Genomic DNA, 25,424 nt, shown 5'->3' on the forward strand with positions numbered 1-25,424 from the left:
CGCTTCTCCATCGTTCATCGCATCCCGTAGTTTTTTGGTTTCACTGCATGAAGTCCATTGATCGCTGCCTGCGTGAAGGCAGCGTCTGACCTAACGCGCCTTCATTTGCCGACAGTCGCCTCGTGGCCGTGGTTGGCGCCCCAGTCGTCGACGCTGCTGTACAGCACCGTCGCGCCGGCGAAGTTGGCCCCGATCGGACTCTTGATCAGGAACGAAGCCGTTTCGCCGGGCAGCACGTGACCAAGCGCCACCTCGTAAGACTTGCCGCCGGTCTTCAGTTCGATACCGGCCAGATTCACGACATAGGCGCTCGGATTAGTCGCCTTCAACACCGGGCGATGCGCGTCGTCGGTGCCGACGCTCCATTTCAGTCGTGCCGGCGCGTCGGCCGGGGTGCCCGGCAGCTTGTCGGGCCGGTACATCAACTTGACCCGCGTACGGAACGCGAACTGCAGCCGGTTCACGTCGTCGCCCGCCGACGCCTTGGGCGGCACGTCGAGCACGTTCAGCCAGAACAGCGATTCCTTGTCCGTCGGCAGCGCCTCGCCGGAATGGATGATCCGCAGCGTCTGGCCCTTGCCCGGTTCGACGCGAAAGACCGTCGGCGTGATCACGAACGGCACGTCGATCGTGTCCGGTGCTGCTCGTTCGTCGCCCCTGTCGAGCCATGCCTGCACGAGCGCCGGCAACTTCCCGTCGTTCGTGAGCTGGAGCGTGACTTCCTTTTCACGCCCGTCAAAAACGACGCGCGTGCCGGACAGCGTCACGCTCGCTTGCGCGTTCATGCAGAACAGCATGGACATCAGGACCAGCAGGATTGCGTAGGGACGATTCGCGTTCATCTTCGATACGACTCCGTAATTAGTACTTCGAATTGATCGACGATCATCGATACGCCGAACTTTCCGCGCACCGGCCGCCTCGCGGCGGCCGGTGCGTTCCCTCAGGCGATCGAATGCTTAGGGATAGACCAGCGAGTACGTGACGAACGAGTTCGCCGAACCGCCCGACACCGCGTCGCCCGTCGCGACGTATTGGGCTGCAAACTGCAGCGTCGCCGTGCCGGTGCCGCCTTCGGCCGTGTCGATGTCGACGATCTGCGCACCTTGAGTCGAGCTTTCCGCGCCGATCTTGATCGGCTCGTACTTGTCGTTCAGGATCGCGATCTCGACGCCCTTCGCTGCATCGGCGCCGGTCGGCTTCAGGCGGCCGGTCGCGAGGTTCACGTTCGGCCCCGGTTCGAACGCCACCGAAACCTTCTTCACCGGAGCGGGGATGGTGTTTTCACCGTCCTTCTTGTCGGTCGTACAGCCCGACAGCGCCAGCGTGAACGGCGTACGGCCGGCCGTCGCGCCCGCAGCCGCGAGCTGGTTGGTCGCCGCCTTCGGCAGCGGGACCGTCAGATCGTTCGTCCCGCCGTTGATCTTGCAGGTCGACGCGACCACGGAGCCGGTGAAGTTGATCGTGCCGTCCGAAGCGTGAGCCGCGTTCATGGCCACGAAGGCGAGACCGGCAGCCGACATCATCATCGCGAGTTTTTTCATTTTCAGTTAACCCAAACATTAACGATTAATTAAAAGCGGTATCAATCAACCAGGACATTCCACCGCACCACCACACAAACATCCTCGATAAAACCAGATCCGCCACTGAATACTGAAAATCAGACATCCAGAATAGTTCACGACAATCAAGAACCACGAATGCCATGAATCTCACGGAATCACACTGAAATATCGAGCAAATCGAAACGAAGATCTTCTTGCACCCCAAACCACAGATCCAATCAGACACTTGATTAAGTGTCCGAAATTTCGTCGGGCGTTGCCAAACAAGGAGATCACCTTTCGATTCCGATTTGCCGCCCGGCCCTTGAAAAATCAAACGACTACAGGCGACGGATGAATTCTACCGAGCCGCCTGTACATCAGCACTAGAACGAGTTCTAAATGGATTAGCCAACTATTAGTACGAGTACTAAAACGAGAAAATCGCTCACATCCGGGGCGCCGGACCATCCGCAGGCAGCTCGCTCGCGAAATCGGGGCAGACGTTTTTCTTGACGGCCTTGCGCCATTGCGCTTCGGCCTTCATGCCTGAATATGAACCTTCGCACCGCCGGCAACTTTGCGACAGTGATATATCACGCGACGACGATTCGAAAATGCGGATTGAATCGCCGATTAACGCGACAAAGCAGCGGCTATTCGGACGGGCGGAGTCGGATCACGTCGGTGCTGCACATCGGGCAGGCGATAAAAAAGCACCCGATCGAAGAGGTTCGACGTAGTGGCGGAACGAGAGAAAATCGAGTCGCGCGAGCCGCTTCGAGAAGAGATTGCAAGCCATTGCCGCGCGGTGATTACGGCGCGCGATCGGCGCCCGGGTGAGCGGTGTCGCACAACCGCGCGAGCGCGAGCCGAATCTCGTCCTGAAAGGCGGGCCAGCGAATGCGCAGTTCGGCCATATCGGCTTCCTTTTCCGTCCGTTCCATCTGCGCACATGCGGCTGCCGACTCCGCGTCGCCGACGAGCGCGAAGCCGCCCCGCATCGAGTGCAATTCCTGCCGGATCGCCTGACGGTCGCTGCTCGCCAGCGCTGCGTCGATGGCCGGCAGAGACCGCAGCGTCGCGGCATGCAGCTTTCGGCGCATCTCGTCCGTTACCGTGATCGACCGGCGCCGGTCCTGCTGCGCTGTCGCACCGCGCCCCGCATGCCGCCGCAACACCGTGTCGAGCGCATCGATCGACAACGGCTTCAGTACGACTTCCGCCGCGCCGACCTGCGCGCAGCGCCGTCGGTCCTCCTCGGTCGCATGCGCGGTCATCGCGATCACGGGTACCGTCGCGCCCTGCTCGCGCAGGAAATTCGCAAGCGCGAAACCATCGAGTTCGGGCATGCCGAGGTCGGTCAACACCACGTCGAACGGCTGCGCGAAATACGCGCGCATCGCTTCGACACCGTTCGACACGAGCGTGGCGTCGCAGTGCAGCGCGTCGAGCTGGTCGCGCAGCAGCGCACGGCTCGCCGGATGGTCCTCGGCAACGAGCACGCGCAGCGGCACCTCGCCGTCCGCGGGCGCCGTCGACGGCACGACACCGGCTTGCGTTTCGTCGAACGCGGTACGCGCGCCGGGCGGAGCGGCAGGCAACGGCAGCGACACAATGAACGCCGAGCCCTGGCCAGGCACGGTTTCGACCGCCAGGTCGCCATGCATCAGCCGCGCCAAGCGCCGGCACAACGGCAGTCCGAGCCCCGTGCCCCCGAAGCGGCGGTAGATCGACGCATCGGTCTGCACATACACGTCGAACAACGTCGGCAGCCCCTCGGGCGCGATGCCGATACCGGTGTCGCGTACCACGATCTCGACGCCCCGCGCTTGACTCGCCGTGCCCGTCGGTCTCGCGTCGATCGTCACGCCGCCGTGCTCGGTAAACTTGATTGCGTTGCTGACGAGATTCGACACGATCTGGCGCAGGCGGGTCGGATCGCCAACGTAAGCCTCGGCCAGTTGCGGATCGACCGTGCAATCGAGCGCGAGCTGCTTGGCCGCGGCGAGCGGATGAAAGATCGCCTCGACGTCGCGCAGAACCGCGCGCAGGTCGAACGGCACCGCTTCCAGCACCATCTGGTTCGATTCGGCCTTCGACAGGTCGAGCACGTCGTTGATCACGTGCAGCAATGCATCCGACGACGACATCACCGTGTGCAGGCGCCGCCGCTCCTCCGGCGGCAACGGCGCACGCTCCATCAATTCGAGATTGCCGACGATCGCGTTCAGCGGTGTGCGGATCTCGTGACTCATCGTCGCGAGGAACGTCGACTTCGCCTTGTTCGCGTCGTCGGCCGCTTCACGGGCCTCGCGCAGCTTGTCCTCCATCTGCCTGCGCGCGGTGATGTCGGTCAGCGTACAGAGCAGCACATCGACGCCGCGATAGCGGGTGCGAGCGATATGCGCGGCGAGATAGGTCGTGCTGCCGTCGGCAAGCCCGATCGACAACTCGTGCGTGACGACGCCGGGTGCACGCGTGCCCGAGATACTGCTACGGTAGGCCTGCCAGATGCGCTTGCCGAGCGCGGCCACCGCACCGGCGTCGCCGAACGCGCGCGCGGCGTCGTTGCGCACCAGCGTGTCGCCGTTGGCGAGCGACAGCAGCATGAGCCCGGCCGGCGCCGTGCGAATCAACGCCCGGTTCAGCGCCTCGCTTTCGATCAACCGGATCGCACGCCGGTTGGCCGGGCGCAGCGCGCGCCGATCGAACATGACGATCGCGAACCACACCGTTCCGATCGCGAGCAGCGCAAGACCGACGGCAATGCCCAGCCGGACGGCCACGTCGCCGAACAGGCTGCGCCACGACATCGTCGCGGTCAGCACTTCGCTGAACCCGGGCATCGGATCGCCGATCACGATATTCATGCCGACGCGATGGGCCACCGCCCGCTGACCGCGGGCCACATGGGCGAAGTCGAGGGCTCGGGCGGTCAGCGCGGAATCGGCTTCGCGTCCGGTCAGGACCTGCGCGCCCGGGCTGACCAGCGCGTAATCCTTGCCGTTGGACGACGAACGAAGAAAATCGTCGATCGCGGGCCGGGCGACCACGACGAACCATGCGATCGGCTTGCCCTGCGCGTCGCGCACAGCCTGCACGAATCGCAACACCGATCGCCCGAGCAGCGGGTCGTCGCGCCGGCCGAGCGAGATCGCCCGGTAATCCGGCGCAGCCGCCGCCGACACGAATTCGCGCGGCGGCTGCAATTGCCGGACCAACGCCTTGATGTCGAAGCCCGCCGGCAGGGCCAACGCCTGCTTGACCAGCGGATAGCCGGTTACTATGACGAAATTGCCGTTCGGGTCGATCAGATATCCGCCCATTCCCGGATCGCCGATCCGTTGTGCCGGCGCGATGCCCGTGACCTGACCTTGAGCCAGCAGCTTGGCGAGCAAGGGCGCGTACGGTGTCGCCGGTTGCGACGATGAAGGATCCGCGAACGCGGCGAACGCCACACGCCCTGCCTGGCCGACGGCAACCAGCCTGCCGCGATCGTCGACGTAACGCGCGAGCGCATCGGGCGATGCGGCCGGCCCATGACTCGCTATCATCTCGAGGTTTTCGACGTAGCGGTTCTGGAGTGCCCTCACCACCTCCATCTCCGCCAGCAGGTCGGCCTTGCGGACCAGAAACTCCGATCGGAACTGCACGACCGATTCGTGAAAGTCGAGCCGCGCGACAAGTGCCGCGCAGACCAGCACGAACACCGTGATCGCCACACCGCTCCCATACAGCATCCATTGCTGCTGACGCCGCACGCGGCCGGGCTCGAATGGCTTGCGTCCCGCGGCCGCGGCATGCGCAATCAGTGTTTTCAGTTTAGTGGGCATGCGCGTCGTCGAAGTCGTATCGGCGCCGGCACGGCATCATGTGCCGTACGGATTGCCGGTACTGTCGGTCAGGGGCGTCTATGCATCCGTCAGGGGCAAGTCGGGCAACCGGCCCTCGCTTGCATAGCGAATCAGATCGGCATCGCGAACGATACCGAGCTTCTTCATCGCGCTCGACTTCTGCGAACTGATCGTCTGCTTGCTGCGGTGCAACTGGACGGCGATCTCGCCGACCGTCAGGCCGGCCCCATACAGCCGCACGACTTCGATTTCGCGCGCGGTGAGCGTGCGGATACCCGCGGACGGCTGGCACTCCTCCAGCAGCTTCTTGACGAACGGGGACAGATAGTTCGCACCGACGAACGCCGCATGAACGGCGCCGACGAGATGCGAAATGGCGTCGGACTTGCTCAGGATGCAGCCGACCCCCTGCTTCCGAATCGCGAGCAACACGCTCGGGTTGTCGATCATCGTGATCGTCACGAGGCGCAGCGCCGGGTAGCGACGCTGCAGAAACGACAGCAACGACAGGCCGTCGCCATATTTGCCGCCGGGCATCACGTAATCGACGACGAGCACATCGCTCTGCTGCTCGTCGAGCATCGCCACCAGGTCGGTCGAATTGGAGACGGTACCCAGCAGCTTGATCGTGCTACTGCCCGCGAGCGCCTGCGACATCCCGAGGGCGGACGAAGGATGATCGTCCGCCACCATCACTCGCACAAAAAATTCATCCATCTCTCTTCTTCTCCCGATACACGCGGCCTAACGTGTCATGTTGTACGACGCGCCGTCATTCGAACCGATCCCGCAGCACGGTTGCATGGCGGCGTTCGGCGAACCCGGCGGTGCGCAGCGCAATTTTAAGATAATGTGGACGGGTTCTGCGCTGCGGCGGTGCGATTGGGCAGGGCGGGTCTACGCCCGCCGCGATTCGATGCAACCTCAGCCCCGCCGAACAACACGCCTGGCACGGCCTAGCCGCATGAACCTGCGCCGATCCGACGCCCACGGGCAACCGATCGGCAGCGCCCCCAAGCGCTGCCGATCGATCGCGTTCCGCACGGCGGCCGGAGCCGCCGGCTAACGTTTGACCACGGATTTGTCCGGTTCGCCCGCCCCGTCATCCGCAGCGTGCTGCCACTCGGTGATGATTCGCCGCTTCTGCGATGGCGACATCATCATGAATTCGTTCAGCTTCGTGAGGAAATCCCGTCTGGACTTCTCCGGCAGCGTCGCAAATCCAAGCAGCAGCCCGAACACCTTTCCCATATAGCGCACGGCCTTACCCTTCCTTCTTCAGTCGAAATCACGCGGCACCGAAGCGATGCTGCGTGTCTGCCTTCCCTGTTCTGACGTAGGCGATCTTCGCCGCCCTGACGTCGCTTTTTCTTATCGTCCCGGCCAGTGCGTCGCTGCGGCCGCCATGACGATCGATGCGGACCGATCCTGCGCTGCGGCAGCGGGAAACGCGATCCCGCGCCGCCGCGCGATGCGTGCCAGGCCGCGCCGCAGGTCGGCGAGCGTCACCGGCTTGGTCAATACGCATTCGACGTTCGACGCGGCGTAATGCCGTGCGTCATCGGGCGCGAGATGCGATGCGACGACGATCATGTCGCACGGCAGCGCACGTGCGTGGACGGCCGCCGCCAGTTCGCGCGCGGACATGTCGCACAGGTCGGCGCCGAGCAGGATCACGTCCCACGACCCGCCGGCGAGCGTGTCGAGCGCCGCGCCGCCGGACGACACGCACCGGACCACGCAGCCGAGCACGTCCAGTTGCTCGCGGAAAATCGACCCGTTGACCGACGCGTCGTCGGCCACCAGCACGCGCGGCACACGCGTGCTGAGGGACGGCACCGCCGGCCCGGCGGCATCGGGCGCGCGGCCGTCCCCGCGCGGCGGTTCGGCCGTGACGGCGCGCGCCTGCTCGATCGCCGTGCGCAACCCGTTCAGCGAGTAGCTCGACACGCGGATCGTGCGGCCCGCCACGTCAGGCTGTAGTGGGCCGTCCGGCGTCGCCAGCACGATCGGCGTGCCCCCGTCGAGGCTGTCGAGCTCCTCGCGACGCCAATGGTCGGAATCGCCGAAGAGTACGATCGCGTGTGCACGCGCGAGGCACCCGGCGGCAATCCCGATCGGACTCGGATGCATCGCGACGTCGAAACCCCACGCACGCAGATGCGGAAACGCGAACGCGCGCCACGCATCCTCCGACGACACGACGATCAGCGTCTGACCGGCGCACGCAACCGCGCCGGCCGGGGCTTTCAGCACAATCTCCATACGCAGCGGCAGACGCACGGTAAACAGACTGCCGATGCCCGGCGCACTGTCGACCGCAATCGTCCCGCCCATCGCCGCGACCAGCCGATCGCACAGCGCGAGGCCGAGACCCGTGCCGCCGTAACGCCGCGTGATCGACGCGTCGACCTGCGAAAACGGCTTGAACAGCCGCGCCTGTTGCGCGCGGTCGATTCCGATGCCCGTGTCCTGAACGCCGATCGCGAGCTCCGCCGCGCCGCGCGCATTGCGCCCGACCGTCACACGCACGGCGAGGTGCCCTTCGCTCGTGAACTTGATCGCGTTGCCCAACAGGTTGCCGACCACCTGCGCGAGCCGCGTGGGGTCGCCGCGCATCCGCTGTGCGCCGCTCGCGTCGAGATCGGCGAACAGCGGCAGCCCTTTCGCCTTCGCGACTGGCGCGAACGCCGCGAGCTCACGCTCGATCACGGCGATCACGTCGAACTCGATCGACTCGACCGACATCGCGCCGGCCTCGATCTTCGAGAAGTCGAGGATGTCGCTGACGATCCTGAGCAGCCCTTCGGCCGACGCGCGCAGCGTCTGCACGCGGCTCTGCTGCGATGCATCGAGCGCGGTGCGTTCGAGCAGCTCGAGATTGCCGAGGATCACGTTCAGCGGTGTGCGGATCTCATGGCTCGTCGCGGCGAGAAACGACGACTTGGCCGCATTCGCCGAATCGGCCGCGCGCACCGCCTCCTCGAGCTGATGCACGAGCCGGCGCTGCGCGGTCGTGTCCGCGAAGATCGCGATCAGCACATCCTCACCCTGGTAACGCGCACCATGCGCGATGATCTCCAGATGCAGCGGCGCATCGCCGTGCGCGTTGACCACGAGCTCGGTCATCATCGTCCGGCCATTTCCGCCGTTCGCGACGAACGCGTCGTACTTCTCGAGCACCTGCGTGGACAGAAGATGCGGATCGCCGCCGTGCGGCAGCAGCATTTGCGTCAGCACGTCGCTCGCGAGCATCACGCGGCGGTCGGACAACGACACGAGGCCAATGCCGACCGGCGCCATCGCGATCACGCTGCGGCACAGCGCCTCGCTGTCGAACACGCGCGCCGAGCGCGCGTAGACCGGCACGAGCACACGCCGGTGGAAACGCGCGAGCAGCAGCCACATCACGACGATCGCGACGAGCGTCGAGCCCGCGAGCGCGCCGGCCTGCACGCCGATGCCGGCCGCCACGTCCGCCCACGACAGCGCATAGGCAATCGTCCAGCCGGTGGCGGCGAGCTTGCTGGCGAACACGATCGCGCCGTCGCGAAAACGCGGCGCGCCGGGCGCCTGGCCGCTATGCGCGACGTCGAGTTTCAACAGATGCCGGGTTAGCGCGTTGGTGCGCTCGACCTCGGGATCGATCGCGATCACGCGGTTGTCCGCCGACGTGATGAAGAACACGCCGGCCGTGCCGCGCCCCGGCAGCCACGAGAACAGGTATTCCGGCGCATATTCGGTGACCAGCACCGCGAACGGCTGGCCGTCGGCGCGCGCTTCGGCGGCAATCCGGATGCGCGCCTCGCCGGTCACGGGATTGATGTAGGGCGGCAGCCAGCGGACGTGCGGCCGGCCGTCGTTCGCGGCCGGTGCCGGGCCGTCGAAATCGACGTGCAACGCCGCGAGCACCTGCGCACGCGTGTCGGCCGACGCGAGCGCGGGGTTGTCGCGCGCCAGATGCGGGACGATGCCGAAGATTCCCGTGCGCGTGCTGTAGTGGTAGCCCTCGAGCGTGCGACCGCGATTGATCGAACTCGCCGCGCAGATGCGCGACAGCAGGAACGAAAGTGCGAGATAGCGTGCGACCTCGTCGCGCCGCGCGGTTTGCCCCGGCACGCCGACCACGAGCGACGGATACGGCGTGATCGCGAGCTGCTGGCCGTTCGCGAAGAACTCGTTCACGACCCGCGCGGGCGCGGCGCCCGTCTCGCGCCAGATCAGTTGCGTGTTCGTGACGCCGTTGCGGAACGAGGTTTCGGCGACCTGCAACTCGTCGACGGCTTCCTCGACGCCGTTCAGAAAGTTGCGCCGCTCGCTCTCCAGATAGCCGTAGACGATCGACGTGATCCCGAGCCCGCAGGCAATCAGGATCAGGATCGTGACGACGATGCCGCCCCCGAACATCGAGATGCTCTGGTAGCGGCGGATGGACTGAAGCGTGCTGTATGGCATGACCTGGCGTGACGGCGCTCTGAGGGCGAACCGGCGGCAGATTTCATGTCGCACCGGACGTCACGATGAAAACATTCGGGATAGTGATAGCCCGATCATGCCAAACGACACCGCGAAAATCAGTCGTGCATTATCTTTTTAGTACACGTACGACTTATTTGATTTTGAATTTTGAACTTGAACGAGAGTTCGTCACGAAATCGCGCAACGGCGCGCGCGTCCAGCCGGACAGGTCGCGTCGTCGATCCGCCGCGGGACACAGCGCGAAATGAAACGCCGCCGGCAAGCCGGCGGCAAAAGGCGCATCCGTGGGGGACACGGCACACCCGAGGCACTCGATACGGCGCGTCGGCCGACGGATACCGATCCGATACCGTTGCGTCGAAACGCCCGCTCCGTTCCGCGCGAGCGGATTCGGCGTCGTGCACGGGAAACCCGTGCAGTTCCGCGGCTTGAAACGGAGCGATACACCAGGATCGGCGGCACACCGTCCCGGCCTGCACCGTCAGTCGACACGCAACTAGCCGCCGAGGTCGCGTCGTCGCGATCGACGGAGTCGCTGTGTCCGGCTTCGTTGGTCGTGCGGACTTCGGCCAGCCCGCCAGCGTGGCGCGCGATGGTGGTCTCCCCGCAGCAGCCCGCGTTGGTTCGTTCTATTTGCACTGCGCCGTTTCGCGATATTGCGCGCGCAAGCGCATACCGGGTTTGCGCGCGGCGACGCGAATACAATTCGCAAACGCCGACACGCAATCCAAGGCTCTCTCAGGCTCTCTCTTCGAATCGTTCGTCACTTCGCGTGCGTCGTTTCGTGCGGGTCGATCATCGCCAACCTCGGTCTCCAAACATGACGCGTCAAACAATAGTGACGTGGTGAGCAATAATAATCGAGAAATATGGCATGTCAAGGTCAATCTCGATTTTGAAGTTTGCGTATCGCGTCACTTTTGAATATGCTCTTCGTCGCCAAAGCCCAGGAGACCCCATCGAGATGCCCAATAGCGAGCAGGCCAACGCCGATCTCATCACCGCCATCAAGGTGCGCGATCTGCTGACGCGCAACGGTATTCCGCCGCGCAGTCACAACACGACGATCGCGAACGTGCTGGGGCTCAGTTTCTCGGTCGTCACGCGCAAGATGAAAGGGCTGATCCCGTGGAACCTGTCGCAGTTGCAGGACATCGCGACGCACTTCGGCGTGCCGCCCGCGATCCTGCTCGACGACAAGGGCACGCAACCGCCCGCCGCCGAGATGATCGACGCGACGCTCGTGATCGAGTCGCGCCGCTTTCGCTGCCGCGCGGCGATCTCGGCGAAGGCCAGCAGCCAGATCGACACCGATTTCGTCGCGCTGCAGTGGCAGGGCGAATGGATCGTCACCGAGCGGCAGCATGCACGCGAAGGCCGCACCTATCCCGTCGACGTCATCGAGCTGCGCTCGAGCCAGCCGAACGTGTACGCGGCGCGGATCGCGGTGGTCGACGATTCGCAGGACGTCGCCGAAACCGTGTGCGAGTACTTCGTCGAAAAAGGCGTGAACGCGATTCCGTACTACGACGGCGCATCGTTCCGCAAGGCGCTGGAAGTCGAGGATTTCGACGGCTACATCCTCGACTGGATGCTCGGCGACCAGACCGCGGCCGAACTCGTGCGCGGCATCCGCTCGAGCGAGAACGGCGACGCGCCGATCTTCCTGCTCACCGGCAAGATCTCCACCGGCGAAGCGAGCGAGGACGAAATCGCGCACATCGTGTCGCACTACAACGCGCGCTGCGAGGAGAAGCCGGTGCGCCTGCCGATCCTGTTCGCCGAAGTCGCCCGCGAGCTGAAGCTCGCGCAGCCGGCGCCCGCCGCGGCAACGGCCGCGAATTGACGCCACGCCGAAAGACGATCACCACACGCACACACGTACGAAGGGACCGACATGCGCATTTCGACCATCTGGATCAAGAGCCTGCTCACCGCCGGCCTGCTCGGCATCGCCGCCGCGAGCTGGGCCGCGTCGTTCACGTTCACCGTCGACGGCAAGATCGGCCGCGGGAACCAGCCCGGCAAGACGACGTTCGTCTTTTCCGAGCAGGCGCTGATGGCGCTGCCGCAGCACACGATCGTCACGTCGACGAGCTGGACACCGAAGGCGACCTTCACCGGCCCGCGCCTGTCCGACGTGCTGAAGGCCGTCGACGCGCACGGTACGCAGATCGAATTCCACTGCATCGACGAATATACGTTCACGGTCCCCGTGTCGGATGCCGACAAGTACGGCGTGATCCTCGCGCGCACGATGAACGGCAAGGTGCTCGGCAACGACAACTACGGCCCGCTGTGGATCATGTATCCGCGCGACGAGTATCCGGACGAGCTGAAGACGCCGCTCGGCGAAGCGAAGTTCGCATGGCAGGTCATCGGCCTCACCGTGAAGTAAGTGCGCGGCATCATGCGCGGGCGATGGAAGAACAGGAAAATCATCGTGGTCCTGGGATCGCTGTGGATCCTGGGATGCGCCGCGTGGGCGTTCCTGCTGTGGGACCTGCTGGCGACGTCGGTCAACGAGGGCGTGCTCGAAGGCCCGCGTGAAGGCGTGTTCTGGACCGCGTCGCAATACCGGAACGTCTACACGCGCTTCGATCGCCAGCTGATCCTCTACGCAACGCGCGTGGACCGCGACTACGGTCACGTGCAGACGCAGCTCGACAGCCTGTCGGTGTCGTTCGGGTTCCTGCAGCGGCCGTCCGAAGTCTCCGAATATTGGCTGCGGATCCCGCGCGCACGCGCCGAGATCGCGGCGCTCGGCGAATTCATGGCGCGCCTGAAGCAGGAGGTGCCGCTGCTGCGCACGTCCCCGGACGGCGCGCAGCGCGTGATCGACGAAGTCAACGCGTACTGGCCGAAGGTCAACGGCCTCGCGAACTATTTCCGCGCGATCGAGATGGCGCAGCGCGATTTCACGTTCCATCAGCTGAAGGAGCGGCAGCGGGCGATCCTCGCGCTCGGCATCATCCTCGGCGTGATCCTGTGCGCGCTGTTCCTGCTGCTGTTCTATACGATGCGCACGCGCGACGACCTGCTCGAGCGGCAGAACGCGGCGCTGGACGCGGAACGCAAGGCGTCCGATCGCGCATTCGAGATGATCGAGGCGAAGAACGCGTTCCTCGGGATGGTCAGCCATGAGCTGCGCACGCCGCTGCAGGCGATCTGCGGATCGATCGAGATCCTGCTCGCGCGGCCGCAGTCCGACGCAAACCTGAAGACGATCCGGCGGCTGCAGAATTCCGCGTCGTCGCTCGAGGCCCTCGTCAAGGACCTGACCGATTACATCAAACTGCGTTCGACCAAGCGCCTTGCCGAAGCCGAGACGGTCGGGATGGCATCGCTGCTCGCCGAAGTGCTCGATCCGTTGCGCGAGAAAATCGCGGCGAAACGGATCGACGTCACGCAGCACGTCGAGCCGCACGACCTCGCGATCCGGTCCGATCGCAAGCTGCTGCGGCAGGTGTTGTCGAACCTGATCGAGAACTCGGTGAAGTACACGGTCGACGGGTCGATCGACGTATCGATCACGCTCGTCGACGCGCCGGCCGGCCGGCAGTTGAAACTCGTCGTGCGCGACACCGGCGCCGGGATCGCGAAGCAACATCTGTCGAAAATCTTCGAGCCGTTCTATCGCGCGAACGATGCGGTCGGCCTGCACGTCGACGGTATCGGCATGGGGCTCGCCGTCGTTCGCGAAATCGTGACGACGCTGCGCGGCCACGTGGACGTGCGCAGCACGGTCGGCGAAGGCAGCGAGTTCGTCGTCACGCTGCCGGCCGAAGCACCGGATGCCGGCGACGCGGCCGCCGACGCGCCCGCATGGCCGGCCGCCGCCGTGCTTCGGAACCGCCGCGCGCTCGTGGTCGACGACAACGACAACGCGCGCGAGACGCTCGGCGCGATGCTGTCGGCGCTCGGTCTCGACACGGATCTGTGCGGCACGGGGCACGAAGGCGTCGCGCGCTTCAACGACGCGCATTACGACCTCGTCGTGCTCGATCTCGAACTGCCGGACCTGAGCGGCCTCGAAGTCGCGCGCCGCATCCGCGCGGTCGCGCAGCCGAACGGCGACGGCAGGCTTCCGTCGATTCTCGGCGTCAGCGCGTACGAATCGGCCGCACTGCGCGAGAACCAGCGGGTGTTCGACGAATTCCTGCCGAAGCCCGTTCACTTGCGCGAGCTCGGCGCGCTCGTCGAGAAGCTGCTCCGCTGAACGCGGCCGCGACGCGTCGCGCGTGCGGCCGCGCGGCGGCACCCGCTCGTGCCGGCTGCACGTGCCCGCCTCCCCCCCCGCCTATTCGCCTACTCGCCGATCAGATGCAGCACGAGGTCGCGCCGGTGCGCCGCGCGACGATGCTCGAACAGGTAGATGCCCTGCCACGTGCCGAGCACCATGCGCGCATGCTCGACCGGAATCGACAGCTGTACCTGCGTGAGCGCGGTACGCAGATGCGCGGGCATGTCGTCGGGCCCTTCGGTGTCGTGCTCGTAGCGCGTGTCGTCCTCGGGCGCGAGCGTCGCGAAGTAGCGCTCGAGATCGCGCTGCACCGACGGATCGGCGTTCTCCTGGATCAGCAGCGACGCGGACGTGTGGCGGCAGAACACGGTCAGCAGCCCGGTGCGGATCGCCTGCTGGTCGACGAACGCGCGCACCTGCGGCGTGATCTCGACGAGGCCGCCCCCGCGCGTCTCGACGGCAATGTGCGTGATGGCCTGTTGCATGATCACGGCCTCACGCGAGCGCGGCAAAGCCGTCGGCTTCGATCTGCTTCGCATTGGTCGGGCGCACGACACGTGCGACTTCGACCCCATCGCGCAGGAACACCAGTGTCGGCCACAGCTTCACGCCGAACGAACGGCCGAGCGGCCTGCCGGGGCCGTCCTCGATCTTCAGATGCCGCACGGCCGGATGCGCGGAGAACGACTCGACGATCGCGGGCTGCGCGCCCGCGCAGATCCCGCACCAGTTCGCGCCGAATTCGATGACGGTGGCACCGGCCAGTGCGTCGACTTCCGCGCGCGTCGGCGCGTTGGCGGTGTAGCGTTGCTCAGTGTCCATCGGAACCCTCGTGTGCAATTGCGGAACGCGGCCGCCGCGCGCCGGCGTGCGCGGCACAGGCGGCCGATGATTTCCTACTGTAGCGGAAATGTTCGCGGGACGCCGGCCACGGCCGAGCCATGCGGGCGGCCCCGCTAGCGCCGCCCGATTCGAATGACACGACAAGATCCGGAGCGCCGCGCGGCCGCGACGCGATCAGCATGAGAGCCGATCCCGTCAACGAAGGACGACCATGAACGCTCCGCATCGCGTCACCGAACCCAACATCCTCTATTTCGGCACGCCCGTCGTGCTGATCAGCACGCTGAATCCGGACGGCACGGCCAATCTTGCGCCGATGTCCTCCGCGTTCTGGCTCGGCTGGCGCTGCATGCTCGGGCTCGCGGCCAGTTCGCAGACCACGCACAACCTGATCCGCACCGGCGAATGCGTGCTGAACCTGCCGTCGTCGGCGCAAGCGCACGCGGTCGACCGGATCGCGCGCACCACCGGCTCGGATCCGGTGCCCGAATCGAAGCGGGCACGCGGCTATGTTCACGAGCCCGACAAGTTCGGCACTGCCGGGCTCACCGCAACGCCGTCGCAGACCGTCGCGCCGCCCCGGGCGCTCGAGTGTCCGGTGCATCTCGAGGCGGTGGTCGCCGCGACGCACGGCCTCGGCGACGATTCCGAAGATTTGCGCGGCCGCATCCGCGTGTTCGAAGTGCGTATTCAGCGCGTGCACGTGCATCCGGATCTGCTGATGGACGGTCATCCGGACCGCGTCGATCCGGACAAGTGGTCGCCGCTGATCATGAGCTTCCAGAAGTTCTACGGCCTCGCGCCACGGCAAGTGCATGCGTCGCGGCTCGCCGAGATTCCCGAGCGCGCATATCGCAGCCCCGACATCGACCGCGCGCGAGACGCGGATGCGTCGATGGACGCCGCGCGGCGATAACGCGTGGCGGCCTGCGTGGCCGGGATGTTCGGCGCGACGCGCGGCGTCGTCATGGCGGACGCGCCGTACGGTGCGCGACGCATCTCGGCGAGCGGTGGAGCGTGGGTATCGGGCGCGCAGCCGCATAACGATCGGATAAGATACGGGCCGATTGGCCCATGACCGAACCGACGGAGCGTTTCAGTGATTCAACCGACCCAAGTATTCAAGGACAACCTCGCGCAACTGCCTGCCATCGACGGCATCGCGCGCATCGATCTCGTCGGCGCGAACGGCGACGTGGTCGCCAGCATCGAGAACCAGCCGGGCAAGCAAGGCTCGCTCGCGGTGTACAACTACCTGAAGCAGGCGTTCGGCACGCTCGATGCGAAGGCTGCCGAGCACGGCCTCGCCGTGTTCGCCGAGCACACCGCCGACGCACGCAATCGTCCGGGCGCGCACCCGAACGTCGATCGGCTGCTCGCGATCGTCGATGGCGGCGCAGCGCTGCGCATCGACGTGATCGCGAAGGTCTGAGCGGCGCACCCGAGGATCGCGGCGGCTGCCGGACCCGCAAACACTGCAGCCGCTGAAAGCCGTGCGCGGTTCGATCGCCACGCGATCCTCGATTTCGGCGAATCGCCGCATGCGCCGCAATACGTAGTCCGTACGACCCGATCTCCCGCTTTCATCGCGACGATTTCGCCTCATCGCGCGATCGCAACGCGAATCATCACGGTGCATCGCCGCACCGGCACCGCGCCGCGCGCACGCCGGCAGTGCCGCCGTCCACGCGCGATCCCCGCTGCCGCCGACACCCGGTTTCCCCGCAAAGCACGCCCCACGCCGCATCCGTCGAAATCGGCCGCCGCGGGCATACATATTGCCAACGACGACCTGACGCCGTGACGCGGCGCCATGCAATGTTCCGACCGATCCCGCCGGTGTCCGACCGGCCATCCGCAGAGGGCTCATCATGACGCGTTTGCGCACCTCCCTGCAGAGCGGCAACTGGCGCTCGCTGCTCGCATGCTTCCTGTATTTCGACACGGGCTTCACCGTCTGGGTGCTGTACGGCCCGCTCGCGCCGTTCATCGGCAAGGACATCGCGATGTCCGCGGCGCAGCAGGGCTTTCTCGTCGCGGTGCCCGTCCTCGCCGCCGCGATCCTGCGCGTGACGCTCGGCAACCTGTACCAGTCGGCGAACGGCCGCACGATCGCACTGATGGGCGTCGCACTTTCCGCGCTGCCGGCCATCGTATTGCCATGCGTGCCCGGTACGCCGTCGTATGCGCTGCTGCTCGTGCTCGGCGTGTTCCTCGGCATGGGCGGCGCAAGTTTCGCCGTCGCGCTGCCGATGGCGGGCAGCAGCTATCCGCCGAAAGTGCAGGGGCTCGTGCTCGGCCTCGCCGCGGCCGGCAACATTGGCGCGGTGCTCGACGGCTTCATGTTTCCGCATATCGCGGCCGCCGTCGGCTGGAAGCTGTCGACCGCCGCCGCACTGCCGTTGCTCGCGATCGCGGGCGCCGCGATCGCCGCGTGGGCCGACGACCGCAGCGAAAAATCCGGCAGCGTGCCGCATGCGCTCGGCGCGTTCGCCGTCACGCTCGCGGGCCTGGTCGCGCTCGTGCTGGCCGTGCACGGCGGCCTGTTCGGCGCCGGCAAGACCGGCGTGCTGCTGCTGCCGGTGATGGGTGCGCTGCTCGCGGTCGCGATCCTGCCCGCGCGCTACCGCACGGTGCTCGCCGAGCGCGATACGTGGGTCATCATGCTGATCTACAGCATCACGTTCGGCGGCTTCGTCGGGATGTCGTCGTACGTGACGCTGCTGCTGACGTCGCTGTATCAGATGCCGAAGATCGACGCCGGCCTGTTCATGTCGCTGCTCGCGTTTCTCGGCGCGATCGTGCGGCCGTTCGGCGGCTTCGTCGCGGACCGCGTCACCGGCGTGCGTGCGCTGATCGTGCTGCTCGCGGCGATCGCCGTCGCGGATTTCGCATTCGCCGCGTGGATGCCGCCGCTGGCCGGCGGCATCGCATTGCTGATCTGCCTGTACGTCGCGTTCGGGCTCGGCAACGGCGCGACGTTCCAGCTCGTACCGCACCGCTGGCACGGCAAGACCGGCCTGCTGTCCGGCATCGTCGGCGCGGCTGGCGGAATCGGCGGCTTCTATCTGCCGGTCGTGATGGGCATCGCGAAGGAAAGCACCGGCAGCTATCAGCTCGGCTTCGCGACGTTCGGTGCGCTCGCCGCCGGTGCGTGCGGCGCGCTCGTGTTGCTGCGCGGGCAGTGGCTGCGCTGGGCGGCGCCTGCCGGCACGCGGGCGGCCGGCGCAGGTGCGATACCGGCGTCGGGCATGACGCATGTCGCCGAGTAAACACGGTCGCGCGGGCGATTCATCGGCTCGCACTGAACGCGTAGCGCGGCGTGCACGACGGGAAACACGCGAGGCTCGATGACGCGGCGTCAGCGACATGCGTGCGGCGCTGTCGGCATGACCGTGGGCCGTCGAAGCTGCCGCGGTGTCTGCTCGGCATGCGTGGGGCCCGGCCGCGCGATGCGCTGCGGCCGGGTGAAACCAACTGCGATCTTCAGCGCCGCGCGCCGAGCGCGACCCGCAGCCGCTCCATCAGCCGCGTGTAGTGCCGCAACACGTCGGCCTTGTCCGTAACGTTCGCGGTCGCAAAGCGCTCGGCCCACGCGGCCTTCCACTCGTACGTGCCGTGCACGCTCCGGTCGCCGTCCGGCGACTGGATCAGCGAACGGATCCGCGCGTCGCGCCCCGGCCCCGTATGCACGTCGAACAGCGCGTGGATGAACGTGTGATACGCGTCGTACACGTCGTCGTCGAACAGGTAGCGGTAGATGTGGAACGTGCGGTCGAGATCGCGCTTCGCGCGGATCACGTCCTCCGGCGAGATGTCCTTCCAGTAGCCGATCCACGTGTAGAAGCACAGCAGCGCATTGAGCTGCGGCGCGACCGTGTCGTACAGCGTGAGCCGCTTCTCGATCAGCCGCTGATTGGTCCACTGCACGAGTTCGAGCCGCTTCAGCCGGCGGGCGACCAGCCAGCCGAGACACGCGACCGACAACGGCGTCAGCACGCCGAGCACCAGCTTGACGATTTCCAGCGAATTCCACGGATTGTTGAATGGCTGCATGAATCGCTCGACAAGAAAGACGCACCGACCGGCGGAGCGCAGCGCACGCAATGCGCGTTGCGCGTGCTCGCCGATGGCGTCGCGGTTGACCGTTAGTTGCTTGCGCTGCGCGATCGCACCGATGCAGCGGTGCGCGGTGAAGCGGCGCGTGACCCAGTGTATCGGCCGAACGTCACCGGCCGATGACGACGCGCCGGATCGACGCCCTCCCCCGCCCGCGCCGCGTTACGTCGGCAGCGCCGACGTCAGCTTGACCTTCTGCATCGGAATGTCGGTCTTCACGCTCAGCACGCCCGGGATGCGCGTCAGGTACTCCATCTGAAAGCGCCGGTAGTCGTCGATGTCGGCGGCCACCACGCGCAGCAGGAAATCGCAATCGCCGGCCATCAGGTGGCACTCGACCACTTCCGGCATCTGCTGGACGGCCTCGGCGAAGCGGTTCACCGATTCCGCGTCCTGCCCCTTCAGCCACACGCGGGTGAAGATCGTCAGCCCCTTGCCGACCTTCGCCGGGTTCAGCACGGCCACGTATTTCTCGATCACGCCCGCTTCCTCGAGCAGCCGCACGCGCCGCAGGCACGGCGACGGCGACAGCCCGACCTCGTGCGCGAGCTCCACGTTCTGCATGCGGCCGTCGCGCTGCAGCGCATTCAGGATTCGCCGGTCGATAGCATCAAGCTTCATTGGCATCAAATTCCACAAATTTCATGAATCGTTCGTTCCATGCCAAATTCTCCGCAATATATGGCCACAACGCAACCCGATTCGAGTCAAAAAAGCAGACAATCCTTCTCCCGAAGGAGGAGTGATGAGCAGTAGCGTTTCAACGTCGTCCGGGCTTCGCGACAAGCCCGTCCATGTCGCCGAGATGGGTCGCGGATTGCGCGCGGCGCTGCCCGTCATGCTGGGTTTCGTGCCCTTCGCGCTGGTGCTCGGCGCGCAGGCCGCGCAAAAGGGGCTGAGCCTGTTCGAGGTGCCGATGATGACGGGCCTGAACTTCGGCGGCGGCTCCGAGTTCGCGGCGATCCATCTGTGGACGTCGCCACCGCACATCGCGCTGATCGTCGCGATGTCGTTCCTCGTGAATTCGCGCCACATCCTGATGGGTGCGGCATTCGCGCCGTACCTGCGGCGCCTGCCGCGCCGCCGCGCGTTCGCCGCGCTGTTCTTCATGTGCGACGAAAGCTGGGCGATGTCGCTCGCCGACGCGCGCGCTCGCTCGGCCTCGCACATCAGCGCCCCGTATTACGCGGGCATCTGCTCCGGGCTTTACCTGACGTGGATCTCGATGACGACGCTCGGCGCGGCAATCGGCCCGACGATCGGCAACGTCGAGCAGTACGGCTTCGACATGGCGTTTACGGCCGTGTTTCTCGTGCTGCTGCGCGGGATGTGGAAGGGCATGCGCGCGAGCCGTCCGTGGTTCGTGAGCCTCGTCGTCGCGGCGGCCACGCATCTGGCCGTGCCGGGCGCGTGGTACGTCGCGGCCGGCGCGTGCGCGGGGCTGATCGCCGCGCTGCTGTGGGAGCCGCGCGATGCTGCCTGATTTCGCGACGGTCGCGACCATCGTGCTGATGGCCTCGACGACCTACCTGTCGCGCATGCTCGGCTACGTGCTGCTGCGCAACCGCACGCTGAGCCCGCGGATGGCGTCGGTGATGGAGAACGTGCCCGGCTGCGTGCTGATCTCGGTGATCGCGCCGGCGTTCGTGTCGACGCGCCCGGCCGATCTGCTCGCGCTCGCCGTCACGCTGATCGCGGCGACGCGGCTGTCGATCCTGCCGACCGTCATCGTCGGTGTCGTGTCGGCCGGCTTGCTGCGGCATCTGCTCGGGTAGCGCGGCGAGCGCGGCAACGCGACTTCCGCGTGTCGCGGCGCGAGTTTTTCGATACTGGAACGGGCGCGCAATGCGCCCGTTTTCGCATCCGCGCGCGGCGGCAAGCGGCGCCACGCCACGCCACGCCACGCCACGCCACGGCTCGGCTCGGCTCGGCTCGGCATGACACCACGACACGCATCGCGACGGAATGCTAGCCTTGCGGCTGTACCTGCGATACCTTCCCCCGTCATTTTGCCTATCTGCGAGGATCGTCCCGATGCAAGCAATCCGCCCGCTGTTCGACCGTGTCCTGCTCACCAACGACGACGGATTCGACGCCCCCGGTCTCGAAGTGCTCGAACAGGTCGCCACCCAACTGGCGCGCGAAGTCTGGATCGTCGCGCCGGCGGAAGACCAGAGCGGCACGTCGCATTCGCTGAGCCTGCACGAACCGCTGCGCGTGCATCGCAAGGGCGAGCGCCGCTTCGCGGTGCGCGGCACGCCCGGCGATTGCGTCGCGATCGCGGTCAGCCATTTGATGAAGGGCGCGCGGCCCGACTTCGTGCTGTCCGGCGTGAACCGCGGCGCGAACCTCGGCACCGAGACCGTGTTCTCCGGCACGGTTGGCGCCGCGATGACGAGCATGCTGGTCGGCGTGCCGGCGATCGCGCTGAGCCAGGCGTTCACAGACCGCAACGCAGTGCCGTGGAATACGGCGCTCACGCATGCGCCGGACGTGATTCGCCGGCTCGTCGAAGCCGGCTGGGACAGCGATGCGTGTCTCAACGTGAATTTCCCGGCGCGGCCGGCCGGCGACGTGCGCGCGCTGAAGGTGACGAACCAGGGCGCCGGCACGCTGCAAGGCGTCGACATCGTGTCGGGGCGCGATCCGCGCGACATCGAATACCACTGGCTGAAGCTGGCGCGTGCGCCGCGCGACGACGACGCGGATTCGGAAACGGTCGCGCTCGGCGAAGGGCATATCGCGGTCACGCCGCTCAAGTTCGAACGCACGCACGATCATGCGCTCGCGCGGTTGCGGGCGAGTCTCGGCTGATTTCTCGACCGGCGGTCTGCGGAGCCGCCAGGCGGTCCTGGCGGCGGCGCATGACGCCGCCAGGACCGCATCGGAGCCGCACGCCGCATCACCGCATCACTCCATCTGCGCTTCAACGCTTCAACGCTTCGACGCATCAATCGCCCGCGATCAAGTGAGGTTCATCCCGCCGTCGAGCATCACGACCTCGCCCGTCACGTAATCGGACGCGACGAGCATCGCCACCGTCTGCGCGACGTCGTCCGGCGTCGCCGCGCGGCGCATCGGCGCGCGCTCGCGCCACAGTTGCTGCGCTTCGGTCCAGTCGGCGGTCAGCGGCGTATCGACGAGCCCCGGCGCAACCGCATTGACGCGGATCGCCGGCGCAAGCGTGCGCGCGAGCAGACGCGTCGTGTGATTGAGCGCGGCCTTCGCCGCCGCATACGGAATCGATGCGCCCTTCGGCCGCACGCCCGCATGCGAGCTGACGTTGACCACGCACCCGGCGCGCCCGCCCGACGCCGCCTCGAGCAGCGCCGGCTGCGCTTCGGCGACGAGCCGGAACGGCGCGATCACGTTGATCTCGTGCATCTCGCGCCACACGTCGGGCGTCGCGGCGGCGAGATCGTCGTGCGGAATCACGCGGCTCGTGCCCGCGTTGTTGACCAGCACGTCGAGCCGCCCGTGCACGGCGAGCGCGTCGCGGATCAGCCGCACGCGCTGCACGTCGTCGGCGAGATCGGCCTGCACGTACGCCGCGCCGAGCTCGTGCGCCATCGCACGGCCGATTTCGGCGGAACGGCGCGAATGCAGGATCACCGCGTAGCCGTCCGCCGCGAGGCGTCGCGCGATGGCCGCGCCGATGCCGGACGTCGATCCGGTGACGAGCGCGACGGGCCGCTGCACGCGCGACGCGCGCGGCTCCGCGGCGGTTTCGGTGTCCGGCTCCGTGTCGGAAACGGGAGCGTTCATCGGCGGATGCGGTGCGTCCATGGGATCGAATCCTGTCGGTGCGTTTCCGCATCATAAGCGCGACGCCGGCCGATGCGAAAACGTACGGCTTACGACTGTTTGGGCAGCTCGACGAAATCCTCGAGCGCGCCGGCGATATGAAGCCGCTTGCCGATCCTCGGGTATTCGCACACGTCGTGTTCGAGGCGCTGGCCCATGATCAGCAGTTCGAGCGGCGCATCCCCGGTGTTCTGCAACGTGTGTGCATCGCCGCCGCGCGGAAAGCCCAGAAAATCGCCCGGCCCGATTGCGTACTCGCGTTCGCCGATCGTGGCCGTGCCCGTGCCGGACAGCACGTATGCGCATTCTTCCTCGTACAGGTGCCGGTGATATTCGGCCGACTCGTGCCCCGGCATCAACGTCAGCAGATGCGCGCCGATCTGCGTGAGGCCGGTCAGGTCGCCGAGCTGCCTTTTGAGACGAACGGCATTGGGATTCAGCGAATGCACTGCGCGCACCGGCTCCATCTTCGCGATATCGGCGGCCTTCAGCAGTTCCCGGGGAGGTGTCGTGGACATGCGGATCTCGTCAGCGTGAATGCAGTGGTCGGACGCGCCGCCCGTGCCGGCGCGGCGCGCATGCCGAGCCATTGTCCGACATTTTTACGTGGACGAGAAAGGCGGTGATGCCCGCCGGCGTACATCGACACGCGCCGCTATCGCGCGCAATCGGCCGGCAGGCCAGCCGGCACCGACGTGCGTTGCGCGAGGTGCGCCGGATGCGCGCCGTCGGGGCTGGTGATGAGCCGGCCCGGCCTTGCACGTAACGAACGCGCGCCGCCGATGCACGTCAGCCGACGTGCACGCCGCGCAGCTTCGTCAACAACGCGACGAGGCGATCGATGTGTTCGTCTTCCGTCCGCCACGACGACACGCTGATCCGGAACGCCGGCCGCCCCTGCCACACCGTCTGCCCGAACCACACGTCGCCCGAATCCTGAGCGGCCTGAAGGATCGCGATCGTCTCTTCATCGGTGCCGGCCCGCACGAGCACCTGGTTCAGCACGACACGGTTCAGCACGTCGTAGCCGGCCGCGCGCAGGCCGTCCGCGACGCGCTGCGCCTGCGCGCAATGCCGTTCCACCATCGTCGCGACGCCGGCGCGGCCGAGCGCGCGCAGCGCCGCCCACACCGGAATGCCGCGCGCTCGCCGCGAGAATTCGAGGTTCAGGTTCTTCTGCGCATCGTGCGCGCCGCTCAGGTACGCGGCATCGCTGTTCATCGCGGTCGCGAGCGCGGCCGCGTCTCGGCAGATCACCATCGCGCCGTCGTACGGCGTGTTGAGCCATTTGTGGCCGTCGGTGGTCCAGCTGTCCGCGCCGTCGATGCCGTCGGTCAGCGCACGCTTCGACGACGCACGCGCCCACAGTCCGAACGCGCCGTCCACGTGCACCCACGCGCCGGCGGCCTTCGCAACCGGAATCAACGCAGCGAACGGATCGAATTCGCCGGTGTTCACTTCGCCGGCCTGCACGCAGAGGATCGTCATGTCGTCGAGCGGCGGCAGTTGCGCGGGATCGATGCGGCCATGCGCGTCGACCGGCGCGACGATCAGCCGCTTCATCCCGAAGCCGAGTACGCGCAGCGCCTTCTTCACCGTGATGTGCGCGAGCTCGGACAGCACGACCTTCACGCCGGGCGCGCCGCTGAGGCCGTCCTCGTCGACGTCCCAGCCCTTGCGCGCGAGCAGCGCCCGCCGCGCGGCTACCAGCGCGACGAGCGTGCAGGCCGTCGCGCTCGTGCCGAAGCCGACGGCGCTGCCTTCGGGCAATCCGAGCACGTCGACGACCCAGCGCGCGGCCTGCCGCTCGATCGTCGCGGCCACCGGCGAATTCGCGAACGACGACGCGCACTGGTCCCATGCGAGCATCAGCCGCTCGGCCGCGGCCGCCGCCGGCAGCGTCGCGCCGATCACGAAGCCGAAGTAGTTCGGGCCGTTCGATGCGACGGTCGCGGGCGTGCCGTTGTCATCGAGCAGGCGCAGCACGTCGTCGGCCGGGTAGCCCGTATCGGGCAGCGGCTCGTCGAAGGCCGTCAGACCGGCGAGCGCGGCCGCATCGGGATACGCGCGCCGTTCGTTCGTGGCGGCGAGATACGCGTGCGCGCGCCGGTCGGCGTCGGCCAGCAGGGCAAGTTCATCCATGTCGGTTGCCTCTGTGAAGGTCAGAGTTGCAGGAGATCGCGGCCCAACTGATGCAATGCATCGTCGATCCGCTTGTAGTACGTGAACTTGCCGACGCGCGTCGCCTGCACGAGCCCCGCATCCGCGAGGATGCGCATGTGGCGCGTGGTCGTCGCCGGCGCGATGCCGAGCTTCTCGGTGATGTACGTGCAGCACACGCCGAGTTCGTCGAAGTCGCCGTGCGGCTGCGGCGGGAAATGCTTGCGCGGCTGCTTGAGCCAGCGCATCACGGCCAGCCGGCTTTCGTTCGCGAGTGCGCTGATGCGGGTGACGTCGTCCATGGAGTCGGCCTCGTTTAACGTTTTGAATATTAGCTAAATGACGAAATATGGACAACCGGTTCGGCGGGGA

At 66.6% G+C, this 25,424-nt stretch carries 24 protein-coding genes; 10 read left to right on the forward strand and 14 right to left on the reverse strand.

Going from position 1 to position 25,424, the window contains the following annotated elements:
* Positions 1–101 precede the first annotated feature (101 nt).
* From BSE24067_RS06315 to BSE24067_RS06340, 6 genes are all read right to left on the reverse strand, one after another.
* Entirely contained in the window at positions 102–842 is a 741-nt protein-coding gene (locus BSE24067_RS06315; protein WP_151065389.1) for a fimbrial biogenesis chaperone, read from the reverse strand.
* 117 nt (positions 843–959) lie between these two features.
* Positions 960–1,544: a fimbrial protein gene (locus BSE24067_RS06320; RefSeq protein WP_151065390.1), complete on the reverse strand. Its 585-nt coding sequence runs from the start codon at positions 1,542–1,544 to the stop codon at positions 960–962.
* A gap of 818 nt (positions 1,545–2,362) precedes the next feature.
* Entirely contained in the window at positions 2,363–5,383 is a 3,021-nt protein-coding gene (locus BSE24067_RS06325) for an ATP-binding protein (RefSeq protein WP_151065391.1), read from the reverse strand.
* A 78-nt stretch (positions 5,384–5,461) separates the two neighbouring features.
* Positions 5,462–6,121 carry a response regulator gene (locus BSE24067_RS06330; RefSeq protein WP_151065392.1) on the reverse strand — a complete coding sequence of 220 codons (660 nt, stop codon included), beginning with the start codon at positions 6,119–6,121 and terminating at the stop codon, positions 5,462–5,464.
* A 345-nt stretch (positions 6,122–6,466) separates the two neighbouring features.
* A complete protein-coding gene (locus tag BSE24067_RS06335) occupies positions 6,467–6,655 on the reverse strand; it encodes a hypothetical protein (protein WP_151065393.1) in 189 nt (62 codons plus the stop codon).
* A 120-nt stretch (positions 6,656–6,775) separates the two neighbouring features.
* Positions 6,776–9,859, reverse strand: coding sequence for an ATP-binding protein (locus BSE24067_RS06340; RefSeq protein WP_151065394.1), 3,084 nt, complete (start codon positions 9,857–9,859; stop codon positions 6,776–6,778).
* 561 nt (positions 9,860–10,420) lie between these two features.
* Between BSE24067_RS06340 and BSE24067_RS06345 the strand changes: the two genes are divergently transcribed.
* Genes BSE24067_RS06345 through atsR form a run of 4 tightly spaced genes read left to right on the forward strand, consistent with a single transcriptional unit; the run spans position 10,421 to position 14,102 of the window.
* Positions 10,421–10,807 carry a hypothetical protein gene (locus BSE24067_RS06345; protein ID WP_170297492.1) on the forward strand — a complete coding sequence of 129 codons (387 nt, stop codon included), beginning with the start codon at positions 10,421–10,423 and terminating at the stop codon, positions 10,805–10,807.
* A gap of 40 nt (positions 10,808–10,847) precedes the next feature.
* Positions 10,848–11,729 carry a response regulator gene (locus BSE24067_RS06350; RefSeq protein ID WP_170297493.1) on the forward strand — a complete coding sequence of 294 codons (882 nt, stop codon included), beginning with the start codon at positions 10,848–10,850 and terminating at the stop codon, positions 11,727–11,729.
* A 51-nt stretch (positions 11,730–11,780) separates the two neighbouring features.
* Complete coding sequence (locus BSE24067_RS06355) at positions 11,781–12,281, forward strand: putative pterin-binding protein (protein WP_151065396.1); 501 nt, start codon at positions 11,781–11,783, stop codon at positions 12,279–12,281.
* 9 nt (positions 12,282–12,290) lie between these two features.
* Positions 12,291–14,102 (forward strand): hybrid sensor histidine kinase/response regulator AtsR, encoded by a 1,812-nt coding sequence (gene atsR / locus BSE24067_RS06360; RefSeq protein WP_151065418.1) that lies wholly within the window; start codon positions 12,291–12,293, stop codon positions 14,100–14,102.
* 89 nt (positions 14,103–14,191) lie between these two features.
* Here atsR and BSE24067_RS06365 read toward each other — a convergent pair whose 3' ends face one another.
* Together BSE24067_RS06365 and BSE24067_RS06370 are read right to left on the reverse strand one after the other, a co-directional pair.
* Positions 14,192–14,611 carry a secondary thiamine-phosphate synthase enzyme YjbQ gene (locus BSE24067_RS06365; protein ID WP_151065397.1) on the reverse strand — a complete coding sequence of 140 codons (420 nt, stop codon included), beginning with the start codon at positions 14,609–14,611 and terminating at the stop codon, positions 14,192–14,194.
* Between the two features lie 10 nt (positions 14,612–14,621).
* Entirely contained in the window at positions 14,622–14,948 is a 327-nt protein-coding gene (locus BSE24067_RS06370) for a thioredoxin family protein (protein ID WP_151065398.1), read from the reverse strand.
* 232 nt (positions 14,949–15,180) lie between these two features.
* Here BSE24067_RS06370 and BSE24067_RS06375 point away from each other — a divergent pair, with 232 nt between their 5' ends.
* The 3 genes from BSE24067_RS06375 to BSE24067_RS06385 all read left to right on the forward strand — a co-directional run bounded on the left by BSE24067_RS06375 (position 15,181) and on the right by BSE24067_RS06385 (position 18,241).
* Entirely contained in the window at positions 15,181–15,885 is a 705-nt protein-coding gene (locus tag BSE24067_RS06375; protein ID WP_151065399.1) for a flavin reductase family protein, read from the forward strand.
* 183 nt (positions 15,886–16,068) lie between these two features.
* Positions 16,069–16,401 carry a DUF2322 family protein gene (locus BSE24067_RS06380; RefSeq protein WP_151065400.1) on the forward strand — a complete coding sequence of 111 codons (333 nt, stop codon included), beginning with the start codon at positions 16,069–16,071 and terminating at the stop codon, positions 16,399–16,401.
* A 439-nt stretch (positions 16,402–16,840) separates the two neighbouring features.
* Positions 16,841–18,241: an MFS transporter gene (locus tag BSE24067_RS06385; protein WP_151065401.1), complete on the forward strand. Its 1,401-nt coding sequence runs from the start codon at positions 16,841–16,843 to the stop codon at positions 18,239–18,241.
* A gap of 214 nt (positions 18,242–18,455) precedes the next feature.
* Here BSE24067_RS06385 and BSE24067_RS06390 read toward each other — a convergent pair whose 3' ends face one another.
* On the reverse strand, positions 18,456–19,025 hold the full coding sequence (locus BSE24067_RS06390) for a hypothetical protein (protein WP_151065402.1): 570 nt from the start codon (positions 19,023–19,025) through the stop codon (positions 18,456–18,458).
* 225 nt (positions 19,026–19,250) lie between these two features.
* The gene (locus BSE24067_RS06395) at positions 19,251–19,709 is read right to left on the reverse strand and encodes an Lrp/AsnC family transcriptional regulator (RefSeq protein WP_040139061.1); all 459 of its coding nucleotides are present in this window, start codon (positions 19,707–19,709) and stop codon (positions 19,251–19,253) included.
* A gap of 124 nt (positions 19,710–19,833) precedes the next feature.
* Between BSE24067_RS06395 and BSE24067_RS06400 the strand changes: the two genes are divergently transcribed.
* The 3 genes from BSE24067_RS06400 to surE all read left to right on the forward strand — a co-directional run bounded on the left by BSE24067_RS06400 (position 19,834) and on the right by surE (position 21,902).
* Positions 19,834–20,571 carry an AzlC family ABC transporter permease gene (locus BSE24067_RS06400; RefSeq protein WP_151065403.1) on the forward strand — a complete coding sequence of 246 codons (738 nt, stop codon included), beginning with the start codon at positions 19,834–19,836 and terminating at the stop codon, positions 20,569–20,571.
* A complete protein-coding gene (locus BSE24067_RS06405; RefSeq protein WP_170297494.1) occupies positions 20,561–20,863 on the forward strand; it encodes an AzlD family protein in 303 nt (100 codons plus the stop codon). The genes BSE24067_RS06400 and BSE24067_RS06405 overlap by 11 nt, the downstream gene beginning before the upstream one ends.
* A 259-nt stretch (positions 20,864–21,122) precedes the next feature.
* Positions 21,123–21,902, forward strand: a complete 780-nt coding sequence (surE, locus tag BSE24067_RS06410; RefSeq protein WP_151065404.1) for a 5'/3'-nucleotidase SurE — start codon at positions 21,123–21,125, stop codon at positions 21,900–21,902.
* A 150-nt stretch (positions 21,903–22,052) separates the two neighbouring features.
* Here surE and BSE24067_RS06415 read toward each other — a convergent pair whose 3' ends face one another.
* The 4 genes from BSE24067_RS06415 to BSE24067_RS06430 form a co-directional block, all read right to left on the reverse strand.
* Complete coding sequence (locus tag BSE24067_RS06415; RefSeq protein WP_151065405.1) at positions 22,053–22,874, reverse strand: SDR family NAD(P)-dependent oxidoreductase; 822 nt, start codon at positions 22,872–22,874, stop codon at positions 22,053–22,055.
* Between the two features lie 68 nt (positions 22,875–22,942).
* Positions 22,943–23,410, reverse strand: coding sequence for a cupin domain-containing protein (locus BSE24067_RS06420; RefSeq protein ID WP_151065406.1), 468 nt, complete (start codon positions 23,408–23,410; stop codon positions 22,943–22,945).
* Between the two features lie 271 nt (positions 23,411–23,681).
* Positions 23,682–25,034, reverse strand: coding sequence for a pyridoxal phosphate-dependent decarboxylase family protein (locus tag BSE24067_RS06425; RefSeq protein WP_151065407.1), 1,353 nt, complete (start codon positions 25,032–25,034; stop codon positions 23,682–23,684).
* 20 nt (positions 25,035–25,054) lie between these two features.
* Complete coding sequence (locus BSE24067_RS06430) at positions 25,055–25,354, reverse strand: ArsR/SmtB family transcription factor (protein ID WP_059464945.1); 300 nt, start codon at positions 25,352–25,354, stop codon at positions 25,055–25,057.
* Between the last annotated feature and the right edge of the window lie 70 nt (positions 25,355–25,424).

Source organism: Burkholderia latens, assembly GCF_902499045.1.
In the GTDB taxonomy this organism is placed as follows: Bacteria; Pseudomonadota; Gammaproteobacteria; order Burkholderiales; family Burkholderiaceae; genus Burkholderia; species Burkholderia latens.